A 17,129-nucleotide genomic window follows, 5' to 3' on the forward strand; every position below is an offset into this window, starting at 1 on the left:
AGAAGAATGATGGCGTCAATATGTTTTGAAAACGTAAGTGTTGACTTCCCAGTCTATAACGCAAATGGTCGTTCGCTGAAGAAGCGCCTGATGCAGGTTGCGACTGGCGGTCAGCTTGGGGCGGACCCGCACGGCCGTGTCGTGGTTCGGGCATTGGACGGCCTGAGTTTTTCGTTGGCGCATGGCGATCGAGTGGGTTTGCTCGGCCATAACGGTGCTGGTAAGAGTACGCTGTTGCGCATGCTCAGCGGTGTTTATGAGCCGTCCCTGGGGACTGCAAAAATCGAAGGTGAGATTGGCTCGCTTATCGATATTTCGCTGGGTGTGGACCCCGAAGCGACTGGCCGAGAGAATATTTTCATTCGGGGTGCTCTCTTGGGTCTGGACAAGGCTACGATCACGCGACAGATGGACGAGATCATCGAGTTTTCGGAGTTGGGTGATTTCATTGAGATGCCCATGCGAACGTATTCCAGTGGTATGCACTTGCGGCTCGCATTCGCGGTCTCGACAATTGTAAGGCCACAAATACTACTCATGGATGAGTGGTTGTCGGTCGGTGATGAAGGGTTTAAGCACAAAGCCGAAGCTAGGATGTCAGATGTGGTTGAGGCCACCCAGATCCTGGTCATTGCCAGCCATTCGCGTGAGCTCATAACAAATACGTGCAACCGAGCGATATGGCTTGAGCATGGCCGCATTAAAATGGATGGTCCGACCGAAGAAGTGTGTAACGCTTACTTTGGTTGATGATTGGTTTAACTAGGAAGTCTCACTATGTACTCTGATAAAATACTGATCACTGGTGCCTCTGGCGTTATTGGGCAGGCGCTGCTGCAGGAACTTGCGAAGGCGGGTTACTCCAATGTTGTCGCGCCTTCCAGCAAAGATGCTGATTTACGCGACGAGGCTCAGGCCAATGCACTGCTGGAAGAGGTCCGTCCTGCGGTTGTCTACCACCTGGCGGCCCGTGTGTATGGCATCATGGGTAACATGCAGAACAAGGCCCAGGCGTTCCTTGAGAATACACGGATCAATACCAATCTGATTGAAGCGTCGCAGCGGGTCGGAGTCAAGAAGATCGTGGCGATGGGCTCGTCCGCCATCTACTCTGACAGCGTGACACTTCCAATGTCTGAAGATCAGGTCTGGTGCGGTCCACCCCATCACTCCGAAGCGCCATATGCGCACAGCAAGCGCGCTATGTTGGCGCAATTGGAGGCATACCGTGATCAATATGGTATGGAGTTTGCCTTCTGTATTTCGACTAACTTGTACGGTCCTCACGACAAGTTTGATGAGAAATGGGGGCACGTTATTCCGTCGCTGATTTCAAAATTCCATAAGGCTATCCAGCAAGGCGAAAGTGTGCCCGTCTGGGGAACCGGCAGTGCGCGCCGTGACTTCCTGTTCAACGAAGACGCAGCACGTGCGATGCGCTTGATTGGTGAGCAGGCTGTGGGTGCGATTAACCTCGCGACCGGCACCTCGCAGACGATTCGTGAAACAGTGGAATGTATCAAAAAAGTTTCCGGTTTTACTGGGGATATCGTCTGGGACTCATCCAAGCCGGATGGGCAGCACCTTCGAGATTACGATATTTCGAAATTGCAAGAAGTTGGTTTCAAACCAGAGTACTCGCTTGAGGCGGGGCTGGCCAAGACCTATCATTGGTTCAAGGAAAACCCTGGCCAGGTGCGCAGATAATTGACATCTATCTATCGCTATGTGCAGTTGAAGTCGTAGGCGGCAGTAGTGTAAGGCAGTACAAGAAGCACCGTAGTCGTCGTTGCATATTATAGTGCTGTTCGTTCGAGTTTGGGGGTGTGGGTGAAATTTAAGTCATATGCACAAAATCTTGAGGATTTGATTCTGTGGAGAGCGCTGGGTAAATATGGGCCCGGTTTCTACATAGACGTTGGCGCATGCGATCCCTATTACGACTCGGTTACAAAAGCATTTTATGACCGGGGTTGGAGAGGGGTCAATATTGAGCCTGTCAAGCATGCTTATGACCTAGTTAATGAATCCCGACCTCGGGATATTAACCTTAACGTTGCCGTGGATACGCTCAAGGGCGTTAAGAAGTTTTACTCCATCGACGCGGGTGGTGGATTATCCACCATTAACCAGCACTTGGCAGAGGCTTATCAGAGCGAAGGGCGAGTTGTAGATGTGGTGGATGTCCCTACGCTTACGCTGGCGAGCATCTGCGAGACTTTCGTGAACGAGGATATTCACTTTCTCAAAGTCGATGTCGAAGGCGCTGAGCTTTCGGTCCTGCAGAGTGCCGACTTCAATAAATTTCGTCCTTGGGTCATTGTGGTTGAGGCAACCAAGCCTAATACGCAGGTGCCAACGCATGACCTTTGGGAGACGGTCTTGCTCGCGTCGGACTATCAATTTTCTTATTTTGATGGTCTCAATAGGTTTTATATTGCAAACGAAAAAGCTGATCTGTTGCTCGATGGCTTTGCGGTACCTCCTAATTGGTTTGATAATTATGAACGTGCTGCCAATCTCGATATGGCTGAGCAGAATGCGGCTTTTAATATTGCGATGCAGAAATATGAATTTCCTCAGTGTTTTGAGGTTTCGGATATGGTCGGGAAGGTTGAGTTTTTGATGGATAGTCTTGAAAAGTGTAAGACTGAAGCGTCTCTGCAAGAGGCTAACTTGAAACTGGAACTGGAATCTTGTTATCAAGAGCTTTACGAGAGTTCTCGTCATATCGGTTACTTGACGCGGGAGCGTATGAATGCTCTTGAGGCCGCTCGTGAGGTGGACGTGCTCAGGCGAGACCTGGCAAACTCTCAAGCGGCAGTGGCAGACCTGAGTAAGCGCATTGAAGCAATTATGCTGAGCACCTCTTGGCGCTTGATGGGCCCTGCGCGCAGGATCGTGCGTCTTCTGAAGAAGATGGGTGGATCCAAATGATTGGCTTGACCAATGCGAATGCTGATGTCTGTGTCATCGGCCGCACAAACTTTAGTACTGGCATCGGCGCGGTTTCTTACGCTGCTTGTGAACTCTTGTCTAGATTCTTCTCAGTCAGTATCTACCCCACCAACTCTGGTGTGGTCAGTGAGGACGCCATTTACTTGCCGAACGGGCGCCGCATCCCGGTTTGCAGAGATCTTTCAAAAGCCAAAGTGTATTTTTACACTGATGTGCTTTGGAATGGAGAGCACGACCTTCACTATACCTTGGTTCCGCGTGACGGGCTGCGCATCGCCCACATCGCGTATGACTCCGACGAGCTGCCCGCTAAATGGGTTGAGATTCTGAATGCTGCGTTTGATGTTGCTTATTTTACAAGTCATCATCTGGAAGCCGTCGCGATTCAATCGGGTGTAAAAATTCCGGTCGGTACCCTGCCGGTAGGGCTAGAGACCGAGCCTTTGCTGGTGAGGCCTTTTGCACAGACTAGGGACAAGGTTGTCTTCGGCTCCGTAGCGGCATTTCATCAGCGCAAAGGTGTTGATGTGCTGGTAGAGGCATTCTTGCAGGAATTCAAGGATGAAGAGGGCGTCGAACTTTACCTGCACTCCAATCTTGCCATCGGCGACGTGTATAACAAGATTGTCGATAAGATCAAGCATTATGAAGCGGGTAATGTTTTTATCAGTCACGAAAATTTGAGTGTTGCTCAAAAGACTGAATTGCTCGAAAAGTTCGATATTTTTGTGAATTGCTCAAAGGGCGAGGGTTATTCAATTGGCCCGCGTGAAGCATTGTCTTTGGGCAAAATGCTGGTGCTTTCTGATGTCGGTCCTCACCAGGATATGTTTGATTGTCCAGGGTGCTACGCAATCGATACCACGCTTCCTTCGCCGGCCCGCTATCCTGAAATCGACAACCAGATATTTGGCAAGCAATACGGTGTTTCCATTTCTGATGTGCGCGTGAAGTTGCGCGAAGCCTACGACTTTTTCAAAGAGGGTCACGCAGCGTCTACTGCCATGGCTCGACGCGCTCGTGCGCACCATTTTTCCTTTGATAAGTTGGCGATTGACTATGCCAGGGTCGTATCGCCCGACTTGACAAAGTTCAAGAGCCGTGCAAGGGGTTCGGATTTCACGAAGGTCTCGGAGCGCTGCAACCGTGTGGCTATCGAGCGCGTTGGCGCCTTTGCTTCCAAGCTGACCTCGGTCAATCGTATCGTCTTGCCTGCCCATGATGGCGGTTTCTTTTCGGTGTTCAACTGCTTCATGAGTCATTTGGCTTGGGATCTCCCGGAAGATCGCTGTCATATGGTTCTGCCGGATTGGGATGTTACTCGGTTGCTGGAAAAGCAGTCGAATGGAAAACTGGTGAGTTTTTGCTACGGTACGCCCAGGGACGGGAACATTTGGCTGAAGCTGTTTGAACCGCTGTATGGCCTTTCCGCAGATGCGATGAACGATGAACAGTTCCTGTACGAGCGCTCCTCGCTGCCGCAGACCATCTGGAATCAGCACCGTGAGCCGTTGCTGACCTACACGCATGCGTATGATTTGTACAGCAGCGCCTCTTTCCAATCATTCCGTCGCCAGTACCACAAGGCCTTCAAGGATCATGTGCGCCTGTTGCCGAGTTTTCAGAAGGAAATCGACGATTTTGGAGCTGAGCACTTCGCGGGCAAGGTGATGTTGGCTGCACACGTCAAGCACCCCAGCCATATTATCGAGCAGCCTGGAGCGTGTATCGCTCATGGTCAGGCATTTGTCGATGCCGTGCTCGGGCAGTTGGATGTGCTCGGCATTTCGCGAGACTCTGAGGAGTGGGGGGTCTTTTTGGCAACCGATCAGGATCGTGTAGTTGCACAGTTCGAGGCGGCGTTCGGAGATCGGGTTTCCTACTACGACGATGTCAGGCGCACGCGCGTTTCGGAAGATGAATACTATGACAGTCTTCCGGAAGAGGAAAAGGCCAAAGAGGGTTTCCAGGTGCAGCATCTTGTTGCAGCCAATCCGGATAACTGGTCGACTCGTATGGCTTGGGAAGTTATCCGAGATGCGATGACCATGGCCCGCTGTGGGTATCTCTTCCACGTGGTCAGTAACGTTTCGACGGCTGTTTCGTACATGAATCCCGACGTGAAATTGATATTTGTCGATGGGTCGAAGTAGCAGATGCTGGTATCTGTTTGCGGTATGCCGAGAAGCGGTTCAACTTACTCGTTCAATATTGTCCGAGAGCTGTTGGGTGTTCGCGGTGGCTGTGATGTGGCTGCCTCGCTAGTCACAGATCAAGTGATCCGTGACTCGACCTCCAAGCACGTGATCATAAAAAATCATGATGTGGATGCCTATGGCGTTAGGTTGCTCAAGATTGAGGCCATGAAGGGGATTTGCACCATTAGAAATCCATTTGAGGCCATTGAGTCATGGATGGACGTGTTCGGTTTTGATTTGTCTCAGGCCATTGACGACTTCAGGAAATGGCTTTTCTCGTATAATAATTTTAGTCAGTCCGTTCTGGTTGTTAAGTTTGAAAATGTCGAGAAGAGCCCGCTGCGGGTTTCGTGGTCGATTGCACGGTACCTGGGGCTCATGGTGGGTCCTGGAGAGATCTGGGAGCTGAAAAAGAAATACAGCAAAGCTAGCGTCAGACAAGCATCGCTTCAGTTAAAGAAAGACTCCGCCGGGGTTCTGGACTTAGGGTTCTCGTATTTTGACAAGGCAAATTTCTTCCACCGTCGTCATGTGCGTGAAGAAAAACGCGTATTCCTGTCAGCGAGTGATCGTAAGCACATCCTGAATGAAATAGACGGGCTGGAGCAGTTTTGCAAGGCGCATGCGTTTCCAATTATTGAGTAGCCTCGGCTCCGTAGCTGCATGAGGGTTTAATGAGTGCAGAATAAGAACATTGTTTGGCAGCACGGTGTGGCAACCCGCGATGACCGGAGGCGAGTACTCAACCAGGTGCCTCTCACGCTATGGCTGACCGGGCTGAGTGCTTCGGGGAAGAGTGTTGTGTCCTACGCATTGGAAGCAGAGTTGCTGAAGCGTGGGTTGCTTTGTGCTGTATTGGATGGTGACAACCTTAGGGATGGTCTGAAGTAGCCCCTGTTTTCCGGCTACTTCGCCATCGACACTTTCAAAAAACGGTAGCCGCTCAAATCCCGGTCAAACCTGCCGTCTATTTCAGCCTTTTTTGCCGCTGCAAGCACCTCGCAGCAGTCACTTCACTCTTCACGGACGCACCTCTCCTGCATTGGAGAGCAAATGTCGACGCGCCATCCAAATGTTCGACAGGGCGAACAGCGTCACCATCTGAGCAGTGTTTTTCACCAAGCCTCGGAAGCGCACTTTCGTATAACCAAACTGGCGCTTGATCACCCGAAATGGATGCTCAACCTTGGAGCGAACCTGGGCCTTGGCTCTTTCGATCTTACGTATCGCTTTGTATAACGCGCTGCGGTTACCGTGCTTTTTGTAAGTGCTGCGCCGGGCTGCAATCTGCCAGATGACTTGGCGCCCCTCATGCTCTTCACGCTTCTCTACACCGGTATAGCCCGCATCAGCGCAGACCACGTTCTCACCACCGTGCAGCAGTTTGTCGACTTGGGTTACGTCCGCGACGTTGGCCGCAGTGACCACCACGCTGTGCACAAGCCCGGACTCATCGTCGACACCAATGTGAGCTTTGGCACCGAAGTAATACTGGTTGCCCTTCTTGGTCTGATGCATTTCCGGGTCGCGTTTGCCGTCCTTGTTCTGTAACTGCTCCATTAACCCAACATTCAAATCGTTTAGCTAATCCCGGATGCTGTGCTCCCGATTTCTTGCTGGCGCCCATCCGCCATGATGCGACCTCGATGCAAAAGTCAAAAATCTCTAGCCCAAACCGTCGACTTCTGAAAATCCATCGACGGCCTACCTGCTCTGGTCAAGTCGGACATCAATCTCGCGGTATTTGACCCGTGCTTTTCGTCGATAACCTTCCCCAACTGAGGATGAAACCTGCGCAGCATTACTGTCAGTCGATCCTCCATGCCAAGGTTTTCTACCCGTAACTCACCAGGGGCCAGAGGCTGCTAGGCGCGGAACCCAAATTTTGCACCATTGAATAGCCATTACCTGGCGATTCTGTGCCACTGAAATGGCCTGGCCTTGGCATTCTTATACCGACTGAATGGAATCGGACTATTTAGCACCATTTCTGTGCCACAGAATTGCCATTTAATGCCACGGAAATGCAGGATTCTGTTCTTTCTGTCCTCATTTGAGCCCCTTTGGTCCTGTACCGGGGGTAGGACTTTTTTTGTATCGGGCTCAGGACTTTCTAGTTTTCCAGGGGAGGCAGCCCCAAAAAATGTCCCGAGTCTATTACGTGTTTGGCGTATTTGGCGGTACAACAAAGGACATCCCAAGAGAGCCTCGGCATGACCCACCCTGGGATAGGTTCAGGCTTGACGTGGTAACTCTCGCGAGCAGTTCCACGGCAGCAGCGCTTCATAGTCCGCCACCGACTGCGCATGCGGCAGTCGCTCCAGCACGTGGCGCAGCCACGCATAGGGCTCCTGACTGTTGGCTTTGGCGGTCTCGACTAGGCTATAGATTTGAGCGCTGGCAACGGCGCCCTTGGGCGTGTCGCTAAACAGCCAGGCCTTGCGCCCAATGACAAAAGGCCTTATCGCTCTTTCTGCCGGATTGTTGTCGATCGGCAGGTGACCCGCCTCGACATAACGTTTGAGTTTGTTCCAGTTGCTGGCCAGATAACCGACGGCTTTGCCCAGTGCGTTTTGCGCGGTCACTTGCGGCTGGGTTTTCTCCAGCCAGCCGTGCAGTTGCGCAAGGATCGGCAGGCTGTCTTGCTGACGACCTTGGTGGCGCTGCTCGTCGCTGGCGTCTTTCAGGTCACGCTCGATTCCGTACAACTTGTTGATCAAGTTCAGCGCGATATCGGCCCGCCCAGTCTTGCCTTTCGGTTGCACTTTCTGCGCTTCAACAAACTTGCGTCGAGCATGCGCCCAGCAGCCCATACGCTCGATACCTGGTTGTACGGCCACGGCGTTGTAACCGGCGTAATCGTCGGTCATCAAATAGCCGCAATAACTTTCCAGCAGACGCGAAGGCACTTCCTGCGCACGGCTGGTCGAGTAGTCGAACAGGATCACTGGTTTGCCGGGTGGGCCGCCGGTTTGCACCCACATCCAGGATTGGCTGGTCGCCTCTCGATCCGGTTCTTTCAGCACCTGCACGCGGGTTTCGTCGCAGTGGATCACGCGACTTTCCAGTAGCCGATCACGCATCAGATTGAGCAGCGGTTGCAGATGTTCGCCGCACTGGATCACCCAGCGGGCCAGGGTTTGACGCGAGATGTCGATACCATGACGGCTCAGCACTTTTTCGAAGCGGTGCAGTGGCAGGCCATCAACGTATTTGGTGGTCAGCAGCATCGCTAAAACACTGGGGCTGGCCATACTCTTTTCGATCAGCTGCGCCGGCTTGTCGGCGGTGACCGGGGCGGTTTCACAACCGCGGCAACCGTAAACCTTGCGAATGTGTTTGATCACGCGGATCTGCATCGGCACGATTTCGAGCTGCTCGCTGACTTCTTCACCGATGGTGTGTTTGCGGCAGCCACAGGTGCAGGTCAGTTCGTGCTCGGGGAGTTCGTGGATAACTTCGATGCGTGGCAAATCCGCAGGCAGCGGCTTGCGTTTACCACGGCGCTTAGTCGGCGCGACGGCTTCTTCATCAACGTCTTCGGCAACAGGTTCAGCGACGCTTTCGGCTTCGTTGAACAATACTAATTGCGGTGTTGCCGGATCAGTCGTTTGTTCTGACTTGCGACCAAACAAGCGCTGGCGCAGCAGCGCATTCTGCTCTTCAAGATGAACGACCTTGGACTGCATCTGAGCAATTAATTGCTTGAGCACAGCCGGGTCATCGGGAAGGGTGTCGGGCATGGAAATCATGCCGCGGATTATACCCAATCAAGCCACGAATCGCGGGGTCAAAACCTGATGTGGACGGTTGCGCCACAGATCAAAGCCGTCGAGTAGCCAGTTCAGCTCCTGAACCGTCAGCACGATGGCGTCGTCGGTGATATCGGGAGATGTTTTAAAACGTTCGGATTCGAGGCGCTTGAGCCAAAGGCAGAAGCCGTTGCGCTCCCAATAAAGGATTTTCACTCGATTACGGGGCCGATTAAGAAAAACGAACAGCACAGGGTCGAACACGGCCACCTTGATATCTAGTTCGACCAGGGCGGCCAGACCGTCGATGGATTTTCGGAAGTCCACCGGTTTGGGGTAAAGGTATACCTTTTCGACTTTGGTGTCGGGTCGCATCATGACGTGCTGGCTCCAGAGAGAAATCGGGAGCACAGCTTCAGGGATCAACTGTCGGCTTTGAATGTGGTGTTCATGGATCCCTTACCTTGTTCTTGGTCGAACTGGGCGCATGAATCAGAGTGGCATCGACGATGGTGCCTTGTCGCAGTGACAAGCCACGGTCGCCCAAATAGCCATTGATCACGCCGAGAATACCGGTGGCCAACTCATGCTTTTCCAGCAGGCGACGGAAGTTGAGGATGGTGGTTTCATCCGGGATTCGCTCCAGGCTCAGACCGGAAAACTGGCGCAGGATCGTCGTCTCGTACAGCGCCTCTTCCATCGCCGGATCGCTGTAACCGAACCAGTTCTGCATTAGATGAATCCGCAGCATCGCCATCAGCGGATAGGCTGGACGGCCCCCTTCGCCCTTTGGGTAATGAGGTTTGATCAGAGCAATCAAACCCTCCCAGGGTACGACCCGATCCATCTCTATCAGGAACAGCTCCTTGCGGGTCTGCTTGCGCTTACCGGCGTACTCGGCATCGGCGAAGGTCATTTGTTTCATCATCGAAAAGCTCGGCGATTGGTGTCCGGGGATTTTGCCAAATCAGGAAGTCTTTTTCAGGATTTCCTTAGCCCGGATTTCTCATGAGGCCGGCAGGCGTGGCCGGTGAAGCCTCGGTGTATCAACAACCTGCCTTCCACCGCTAAAAATTGATCGTTTTTTATTCAATTCCCGCGTATGGGGCGCACTGCCCCCTTTCCCCCATTGAGCCGGGCCGGGGGCGCCCGCCTGTTCAGGTCGGCTTGAGGCGGGCAACCAGCCCCGCAAAGAGTTCCTGATGCGGATAGGCCTCGCTGATCAGCACGCGGATGCGCCGGCTGTTGCGAATGATCACCGCACCGATCTTGAGCAGTTTCAAGCGCAGGTTATGGATGCTCATGCGCGCCAATGCGGTGCCCTGGAGATGATCGCGTAGCCGTTCGAACAGCACATAGGCAAAGGCCGACAGCATCAGCCGCCACTGGTTGGTCCACCAGCGTGGGCTGGAGGTGCGGTCGGCGAACAGATCCAACTGTTGGTCCTTGATCCGATTCTCCATGTCGCCACGGCCGCAGTAGTCTTCGTAGTACTGCTGGGCAGCATCCTCGGCAAAGCGGGACACGACGATGAAGCGTGGATTGGCACCCTGCTCGCCATGTTCCAGGCGCGACACGACCAGGCGGCGCCTACGCCAACTACCGGCCTGATAGAGGAAGCGATACACGCCGGACATCTTCTGCCCGGTTTCTTGGTAGGCCTCGGCGACAGCTTGCATGGCCGGCGCCGCCATCCGCTGCAGGCGGGTGTTGCGGGCCAGACCCACCACATAATCCACCTGCTTGCGGTCACACCAGTCGAGCATGCGATGTCGGCAAAAACCGCCGTCACCGCGGAACACGATGCGGGTCTCTGGCCAGAAGCGGCGAATGAACTTGACCAGCAGTGCCAGGATGGCCCAACTGTGTCGGGCGCCATCGATGTTGCTCGGGCGCAAATAGCTCACCAGCAGATGGCGACCACAGAACACATAGAGCGGCAGGAAGCAGTAATGGTCGTAATAGCCATGGAAGAAGCGCCCTTCCTGATCACCATGCACCGGCACATCGGTCGCATCGAAGTCGAGCACGATCTCAGCCGGCGCCTGGTCATGCTGGGCGATGAAGTGCTCCCACAGCAGGCGATGGGCTTGCACCACCGTTTCGCGATCGGCTTGCTGTTCCAGGCGCCCCAGAGTGGATTTGCCGGCCAGCGGTTGCAGGCGGTTGACCGCAGTCTGCAGCGCGTAGTCATGGCGCAGGCCGTCATGATCGTTGAGATCCTCGTAGCCGGCGGCCAGTGCATAGATACGCTGGGCGAGCAGTGTCTGCAGTCCGTGCTGGACACGCCCAGGATCACGCCGATCGGGAACGATTTTGGCCAGGCGGCGGGTCAAGCCATGTTGCTGGTCGACCTCGCGCAGCAGCAACAAGCCCGCATCCGAGGTGATGTGACCACCGGTGAAAGAGGCCTCGACGAGGCGGCGAGAGAGGGGTGAAAAGTGGAGTTTTTCTGGTAGCATTTTGTGCGCGGCTGAAGACTTATGGGGCTTTGTTTGGCGACAAGAATCATAAGGCTTTCAGCCGTTTTTGTTTATGCGGTCATGAGAAATCCGGGTTAGGCATGGGCTGAATAGCGACCTCGATTTTTCTCCGCAGGCGCGAAGCGAAAATATCAGGCGCGCCGCGGAGGTGGCGCGTCTGATGAATGATATCGGTCTGATCGTGATCGTCGCCTTGATTTCTCCGCTACGTACGGATCGGCAAGCTGCACAGTCCATAGTGGGCGTTGATTTGTTCCGAGAGATATATGTGTCAACGGCATTGGAAATTTGCGAGTCACGAGATCCCAAAGGTTTGTATCGTGCTGCCAGAGAGGGCGGGATTGCCGAGTTTACTGGCGTGTCAGCGCCTTACGAACCGCCACTCAACCCGTCTTTGATGCTTGATACGGGGAGTGTGAGCGTGCACCAGTCAGTAGAAATGATTTGCTCGCTTATCAAGACAACGTCGAGCTGAATTTTGGTTCAGATATTAAACCTCAGGTGCGGAAACGTAATATTTTCTGGGCTATGATTGCCGAGAGATGGCGTTTTGATGGCTTTTCGGGGTTGGCGATGGTATTCAAGGCGCTCCCTTGAGGCAGCTTGGTCGGTGAGGTTCGTGTCGAGAGGCATAGCTCTGCTGGAAGTGAGTTGGATTTGATTTCAGGGTGGGAAGGGGTTTGATTATCGGTTATCCTGAAGCCCATTGCCTGGTTGTTCTGAATCTAAGTGACTTCAAACAGAGCCAGTAGAAGGGTATGGCAAAAAGCCAACCTGACAATGCTATGCCGGATGAGGGTTGAGGCAGGTATGTGCCGAAACAAACAAGGGTTTTCTTTTCCAATGAAGCGTGCCGGAAAAAAAGTTCTGATTACAGGTGTCCACGGCTTTACAGGTCGTTACTTGGCGGCTGAGTTAGAAGAGCATGGCTATGACGTAATAGGTATCGGGTCTCGCTCGTGCGAGAGTGCGAATTATCGGCAAGTGGATTTGACTGATAGCAGTGGCTTGTGCGAGGTGCTGAAAAGTATTCGCCCTGACTTTGTTGTGCACCTCGCGGCGCTTGCTTTTGTTGAACATAGTGATGCCAATGCGTTCTATCAAGTGAACTTGATAGGGACTCGAAATCTGCTGGAGGCTATTCATGGCGCGGGCAAGACCCCAGAATGTGTCTTGCTGGTCAGCAGTGCTAACGTGTATGGCAATGCCTCGGCTGGGCTGTTGACCGAGCGTACGATACCCGCTCCTGCCAACGATTATGCTGTCAGTAAACTGGCGATGGAGTACATGGCTCGACTCTGGATGAATCGCCTGCCTATCGTTATTGCTCGCCCGTTTAACTACACGGGTGTTGGTCAGTCTGACAGTTACCTGTTGCCGAAGTTGGTTTCTCATTTTCAGGCATTAAAACCATGTATCGAACTGGGTAACCTTGACGTCTCTCGAGACTTTAGCGATGTCCGGGCGATTGTGTCTGCTTATCGATGCCTGCTTGAGGCTCGCCCGCTAGGCGAGGTGGTGAATGTGAGTTCGGGCGTTTCCCACTCCTTGAGGCAAGTGCTTGATATGTGTGAAGATATTACTGGGCATCGTATGTCCGTGAAGGTCAACCCAGCCTTTGTTCGGGCTAATGAGGTCAAGACCTTGTGCGGGGATAATGCGCTCCTTAAGCAATATGCACCAACTTGGAAAACGCAAACATTGGTCGAGACGCTGTCATGGATGTTGGCTGCAAAGTGATCGTGCGGTGCGTCTGATGAGGTAAGTACTCTCTGTCAGATCCAGGGTGATTGTGGAGAACGCGTTGAAAATTATGTGGTAGTTGTTGTGAAAATCCCGCTGTCTTCAGGATTTTCAGCGACTTTCAGGAATGTTCGAGCGTCAAACTTGCCGAGGCGCTCTGTCTGGAGCCGGCGGCTTGACGGCGCCTAGGCAAAAGGGAGTACCCCAGTATTCCCAGTAGAGGCAAAATGCTGTATGCTTTTACGGCCTTAGGTCGGCGGTATGTGCGGTGACGCAGAGATGATTTTCTTGCCCGAGTATGTGGTGCAGGAAGTGTAGACTCCGCCGTCGAGCCTTTAGCGGGAGATTTGGATAGCCCCCGCCCCCGCCTGCGCGTTACTACTGCAATTACACATACGGCATTATTCGGAGTTGGTTAAGTCGCATGAAAGCAATCGTCACTGGTATCACTGGTCAAGATGGCGCCTACCTGGCGGAGCTGCTGTTGGAGAAGGGGTATACAGTATATGGTACCTATCGCCGCACCAGTTCCGTAAACTTCTGGCGCATTGAAGAGTTGAGGATTCAAAACAATCCAAATCTGCACCTGGTAGAGTATGACCTCACCGATCTCTCGGCCAGCATCCGTTTGCTGCAGACTACTGAAGCCACCGAAGTCTATAACCTTGCCGCGCAAAGTTTCGTTGGTGTTTCGTTTGAGCAGCCGGTGACCACTGCTGAAATTACCGGGCTGGGTGCTGTCAACCTGCTTGAGGCGATTCGCATAGTCAACCCGAAAGTGCGTTTCTATCAGGCTTCCACGTCTGAGATGTTCGGCGAGGTCCAGGCGATCCCTCAGGTCGAGACTACTCCGTTCTACCCGCGCAGCCCGTACGGCGTTGCCAAGTTGTACGCGCACTGGATGACCATCAACTACCGTGAGTCTTACGGTATCTTTGCCACTAGCGGTATTCTGTTCAACCACGAATCGCCACTTCGCGGTCGTGAGTTCGTGACCCGTAAAATTACCGACTCGGTTGCGAAAATCAAACTTGGTCTCCTGGACAAGCTCGAACTCGGCAACTTGGACGCCAAGCGCGATTGGGGCTTCGCCAAGGAATATGTCGAGGGCATGTGGCGGATGCTGCAGGCTGAGCAGCCTGATACGTTCGTCTTGGCCACCAATCGCACAGAAACCGTGCGTGATTTCGTTTCCATGGCGTTCAAGGCCGCGGGCATCGAGATCAAGTGGAGCGGCGAAGCCGAGGCAGAGCAGGGCACTGATGTCGCCACCGGTAAGGTATTGGTCACTATCAATCCGAAGTTCTACCGTCCTGCAGAGGTGGAACTGTTGATCGGTAATCCGGCCAAGGCCAAGGATAAGCTGGGCTGGGAACCGAAGACTACCCTTGAAGAGCTTTGCCGCATGATGGTTGAAGCCGACCTGCGTCGTAACGAAAAAGGCTTTTCGTTCTGATGTTTACTGCCAGCATGCCCAAGTGTGTGGGGGATGATGGTGTTGCCGACCCTTGCGACAAGAGCGGTAATCTTGTCGTTGAGCATCTGACTATGTGGGGTGGCAACGAGGCCTTGCGCGCGTCGAAGTACAGGGCCTGCAGCGCCGGCGCTATGGACGTGGGAGCACTGCTGGCAGTATTTGCGACGGCCGAACCTGTGAGCGGCGTCCCGCCGCAAGCACGGTACCCTGGATTGGATGCTTGCCGGTAAATGAAGCTCATCCTTTCCGTCGAGCCGGTCCGCTTCCCTCTGACTGGCATCGGGCGCTATACCTATGAACTGGCTTCCCGGCTGCAGAACAGTAGCGAAATCACCGACCTGCGACTGTTTGCAGGTCGGCGTTTTCTGCCGGGGGTGCCGCATCCGTCCGACCAGTCCGAAGCCGTCCATGGCCTGAAGCGTTTCGTGCAGAAGAGCGCCCTTGCGGTCGAGGCCTACCGCCGCTTGATGCCTTACCTGCGCAAGCGAGCCCTACAAGGCAGTGAAGACTTCGTCTATCACAGCCCCAATTACTATCTGCCGCCTTTCGGCGGCCGCAGCGTGGCGACCTTTCACGACTTGTCGCCCTTCACCTGGGCGCACTGCCATGCCCCCCAAATCGCACGTTATCTGCAGAAGGAACTCAAGCTCACCCTTGAGCGAGCCGACGCGCTGATCACCGATTCGCACTACACGCGGCAGGAACTGGCCGATTATTTCGGTTGGCCCATCGAGCGTATCCACGCGGTGCCGCTGGCCAGTTCGCCGGAATTCTACCCGCGCAGCCCTCAGGCGCTACGCGAAACATTAGCCCGTCATGGGCTTACGCCAGGCGGTTACAGCCTGTTCGTGGGCACCATCGAGCCGCGCAAGAACCTCGTGACCCTACTTGACGCCTATGCTCGGCTACCGTTGGCGCTGCGCCAGCGCTGGCCATTGATCCTGACCGGGTACCATGGCTGGCGTAGCGAAGCGATCCACCAGCGCATCGCCCAAGCTCAGCAGCAGGGCTGGGCCCGGTACCTCGGTTTCGCTCCCAGCGTAGATCTGCCGTTGCTGTTCGCCGGAGCTCGATTGTTCACGTTTCCTTCGCATTACGAAGGGTTCGGCCTGCCCGTCCTTGAAGCCATGAGCTCGGGCGTGCCGGTGGTGTGCTCGAAAAGCTCGTCGTTGCCCGAAGTGGCGGGGCGTGCGGCGCTCATGTGCGAGCCGGACGATGTCGAAGGTCTGAGTGTATTGCTGGGCCAGGGGCTCGAGGATGAAACCTGGCGTGCAACCGCAGTGGAGCAAGGTCTGCAGCATGCCGCCGGGTTCTCGTGGGAGCGCTGTGCCCAGGCCACCATCGAGGTCTACCAGAAGGTACGCGAAGCGCGATGATCAAGGTCCTGCACTTCTTCAAGACCTACTACCCCGACTCCATGGGCGGTATCGAGCAGGTCATTTTCCAGATCGCCGAAGGTGTGCGCGGGGAAGGCATCGAGTCCGAGGTACTCTACCTCAGTGACCGTGGGGCGGCGCGTGGTGAGCCAGTAGGCAATCATGTGGCTCACCGATCCAAGCTCGATCTGCACCTGGCCTCCACCGGCTTCTCGCTGTCGGCCCTCAAGGACTTCACCGAATTGGCCCGTGACGCCGACATCGTGCATTACCATTTCCCCTGGCCCTACATGGATCTGGTGCATTTCCTGGCGCGGCTGAACAAACCCTCCGTGGTGAGTTACCATTCGGACATCGTCAAGCAGAAGTGGTTGCTCAAACTGTATCAGCCGTTGATGAACCGCTTCTTCTCGAGTGTCGACCGTGTAGTTGCCTCGTCGCCCAACTATGCAGCGCACAGTCCGGTGTTGACGCGCTTCCAGGACAAGGTGTCGATCATTCCCTACGGCCTGGACAGGGCCACCTATCCGCAGGCATCGGCTGAAAAACTTGCCTATTGGCGCGAGCGGTTGGGTGAGCGTTTCTTCCTGTTCGTGGGCGCGTTGCGCTATTACAAGGGCCTTGACTACTTACTGCTGGCCGCAAAAATCAATGGCCTCCCGGTGGTGATCATGGGTGGTGGGTTCCTTGAGGCAGAACTCAAGCAGCAAGCTGCCGACCTGGGGCTGGCCAATGTGCATTTCCTCGGTGGATTGGCCGATGACGATAAAAACGCGTTGCTAGAGCTGTGTTACAGCTTCGTGTTCCCGTCGCACCTGCGCTCTGAGTCCTTCGGCATCTCGCTGCTGGAAGCCGCGATGTATGGCAAGCCACTTATTTCCTGCGAAATGGGTTCTGGGACCACATTCATCAATCTCGCGGATCAGACCGGGTTGGTCGTGCCACCACGCGATGCCGCGGCATTGGCGCGGGCGATGCAGCGGATCTGGGACCAGCCAGCCATGGCTCAGGCCATGGGCGAGAAGGCAATGCAGCGCTATGAAGTTGTGTTCACCGCACCGGCGATGGCGGCAGCTTATGCCGACTTGTATCGCAGCTTGCTGTAGCCGCCCTGTTTATGAAACAAACTATGCCTCGCTGAT

12 protein-coding genes and 3 pseudogenes are annotated in these 17,129 nt (G+C 54.4%); 10 read left to right on the forward strand and 5 right to left on the reverse strand.

Translation table 11 applies throughout. From position 1 onward, the window contains the following. Positions 1 to 6: 6 nt before the first annotated feature. The 5 genes from KDB76_RS07845 to KDB76_RS07865 all read left to right on the forward strand — a co-directional run bounded on the left by KDB76_RS07845 (position 7) and on the right by KDB76_RS07865 (position 5,801). Complete coding sequence (locus tag KDB76_RS07845; protein ID WP_249206222.1) at positions 7 to 750, forward strand: ABC transporter ATP-binding protein; 744 nt, start codon at positions 7 to 9, stop codon at positions 748 to 750. A gap of 27 nt (positions 751 to 777) precedes the next feature. After that, positions 778 to 1,707, forward strand: coding sequence for a GDP-L-fucose synthase (locus KDB76_RS07850; protein WP_212632258.1), 930 nt, complete (start codon positions 778 to 780; stop codon positions 1,705 to 1,707). A gap of 123 nt (positions 1,708 to 1,830) precedes the next feature. Further along, complete coding sequence (locus KDB76_RS07855) at positions 1,831 to 2,937, forward strand: FkbM family methyltransferase (RefSeq protein ID WP_212632259.1); 1,107 nt, start codon at positions 1,831 to 1,833, stop codon at positions 2,935 to 2,937. Beyond that, on the forward strand, positions 2,934 to 5,111 hold the full coding sequence (locus KDB76_RS07860; protein ID WP_212632260.1) for a glycosyltransferase: 2,178 nt from the start codon (positions 2,934 to 2,936) through the stop codon (positions 5,109 to 5,111). Before KDB76_RS07855 ends, KDB76_RS07860 begins: the two co-directional genes overlap by 4 nt. Positions 5,112 to 5,114: 3 nt before the next feature. Further along, the gene (locus tag KDB76_RS07865) at positions 5,115 to 5,801 is read left to right on the forward strand and encodes a hypothetical protein (RefSeq protein ID WP_212632261.1); all 687 of its coding nucleotides are present in this window, start codon (positions 5,115 to 5,117) and stop codon (positions 5,799 to 5,801) included. 375 nt (positions 5,802 to 6,176) lie between these two features. Here KDB76_RS07865 and KDB76_RS07875 read toward each other — a convergent pair. The 5 genes and pseudogenes from KDB76_RS07875 to KDB76_RS07895 form a co-directional block, all read right to left on the reverse strand. Further along, positions 6,177 to 6,704, reverse strand: a pseudogene (locus tag KDB76_RS07875) (IS5-like element ISPa26 family transposase); the annotation flags it as partial. A 686-nt stretch (positions 6,705 to 7,390) separates the two neighbouring features. Beyond that, on the reverse strand, positions 7,391 to 8,908 hold the full coding sequence (locus KDB76_RS07880) for an IS66 family transposase (protein ID WP_024086152.1): 1,518 nt from the start codon (positions 8,906 to 8,908) through the stop codon (positions 7,391 to 7,393). 18 nt (positions 8,909 to 8,926) lie between these two features. Continuing rightward, positions 8,927 to 9,286, reverse strand: a complete 360-nt coding sequence (tnpB, locus tag KDB76_RS07885) for an IS66 family insertion sequence element accessory protein TnpB (RefSeq protein ID WP_024086151.1) — start codon at positions 9,284 to 9,286, stop codon at positions 8,927 to 8,929. A gap of 85 nt (positions 9,287 to 9,371) precedes the next feature. Next, positions 9,372 to 9,833 (reverse strand): annotated as a pseudogene (locus tag KDB76_RS07890) (IS5-like element ISPa26 family transposase); the annotation flags it as partial. A 232-nt stretch (positions 9,834 to 10,065) separates the two neighbouring features. Further along, positions 10,066 to 11,370: an IS1380-like element ISPa33 family transposase gene (locus KDB76_RS07895; RefSeq protein ID WP_038409882.1), complete on the reverse strand. Its 1,305-nt coding sequence runs from the start codon at positions 11,368 to 11,370 to the stop codon at positions 10,066 to 10,068. A gap of 94 nt (positions 11,371 to 11,464) precedes the next feature. Here KDB76_RS07895 and cysC point away from each other — a divergent pair. The 5 genes and pseudogenes from cysC to KDB76_RS07920 all read left to right on the forward strand — a co-directional run. After that, a pseudogene (gene cysC / locus KDB76_RS07900) lies at positions 11,465 to 11,866 on the forward strand (adenylyl-sulfate kinase); the annotation flags it as partial. 368 nt (positions 11,867 to 12,234) lie between these two features. Then, on the forward strand, positions 12,235 to 13,131 hold the full coding sequence (locus KDB76_RS07905; RefSeq protein WP_038409067.1) for an NAD-dependent epimerase/dehydratase family protein: 897 nt from the start codon (positions 12,235 to 12,237) through the stop codon (positions 13,129 to 13,131). Between the two features lie 427 nt (positions 13,132 to 13,558). Continuing rightward, positions 13,559 to 14,590, forward strand: coding sequence for a GDP-mannose 4,6-dehydratase (gmd, locus tag KDB76_RS07910; protein ID WP_038409068.1), 1,032 nt, complete (start codon positions 13,559 to 13,561; stop codon positions 14,588 to 14,590). Between the two features lie 251 nt (positions 14,591 to 14,841). Next, entirely contained in the window at positions 14,842 to 15,987 is a 1,146-nt protein-coding gene (locus KDB76_RS07915; protein ID WP_038409072.1) for a glycosyltransferase family 1 protein, read from the forward strand. After that, on the forward strand, positions 15,984 to 17,093 hold the full coding sequence (locus KDB76_RS07920; RefSeq protein WP_080708138.1) for a glycosyltransferase family 4 protein: 1,110 nt from the start codon (positions 15,984 to 15,986) through the stop codon (positions 17,091 to 17,093). Before KDB76_RS07915 ends, KDB76_RS07920 begins: the two co-directional genes overlap by 4 nt. The last annotated feature ends 36 nt before the right edge of the window (positions 17,094 to 17,129 follow it).

It is taken from the genome of Pseudomonas sp. JS425, from assembly GCF_018223845.1.
Taxonomy (GTDB): domain Bacteria; phylum Pseudomonadota; class Gammaproteobacteria; order Pseudomonadales; family Pseudomonadaceae; genus Aquipseudomonas; species Aquipseudomonas asiatica.

Bases quoted from the DNA above. Each gene is read 5' to 3' on its own strand.
- KDB76_RS07845 (WP_249206222.1), top strand. From the start codon at position 7: ATGATGGCGTCAATATGTTTTGAAAACGTAAGTGTTGACTTCCCAGTC.
- KDB76_RS07850 (WP_212632258.1), top strand. From the start codon at position 778: ATGTACTCTGATAAAATACTGATCACTGGTGCCTCTGGCGTTATTGGG.
- KDB76_RS07860 (WP_212632260.1), top strand. From the start codon at position 2,934: ATGATTGGCTTGACCAATGCGAATGCTGATGTCTGTGTCATCGGCCGC.
- KDB76_RS07865 (WP_212632261.1), top strand. From the start codon at position 5,115: ATGCTGGTATCTGTTTGCGGTATGCCGAGAAGCGGTTCAACTTACTCG.
- KDB76_RS07880 (WP_024086152.1), bottom strand. From the start codon at position 8,908: ATGATTTCCATGCCCGACACCCTTCCCGATGACCCGGCTGTGCTCAAG.
- tnpB (WP_024086151.1), bottom strand. From the start codon at position 9,286: ATGATGCGACCCGACACCAAAGTCGAAAAGGTATACCTTTACCCCAAA.
- KDB76_RS07895 (WP_038409882.1), bottom strand. From the start codon at position 11,370: ATGCTACCAGAAAAACTCCACTTTTCACCCCTCTCTCGCCGCCTCGTC.
- KDB76_RS07905 (WP_038409067.1), top strand. From the start codon at position 12,235: ATGAAGCGTGCCGGAAAAAAAGTTCTGATTACAGGTGTCCACGGCTTT.
- gmd (WP_038409068.1), top strand. From the start codon at position 13,559: ATGAAAGCAATCGTCACTGGTATCACTGGTCAAGATGGCGCCTACCTG.
- KDB76_RS07915 (WP_038409072.1), top strand. From the start codon at position 14,842: ATGAAGCTCATCCTTTCCGTCGAGCCGGTCCGCTTCCCTCTGACTGGC.
- KDB76_RS07920 (WP_080708138.1), top strand. From the start codon at position 15,984: ATGATCAAGGTCCTGCACTTCTTCAAGACCTACTACCCCGACTCCATG.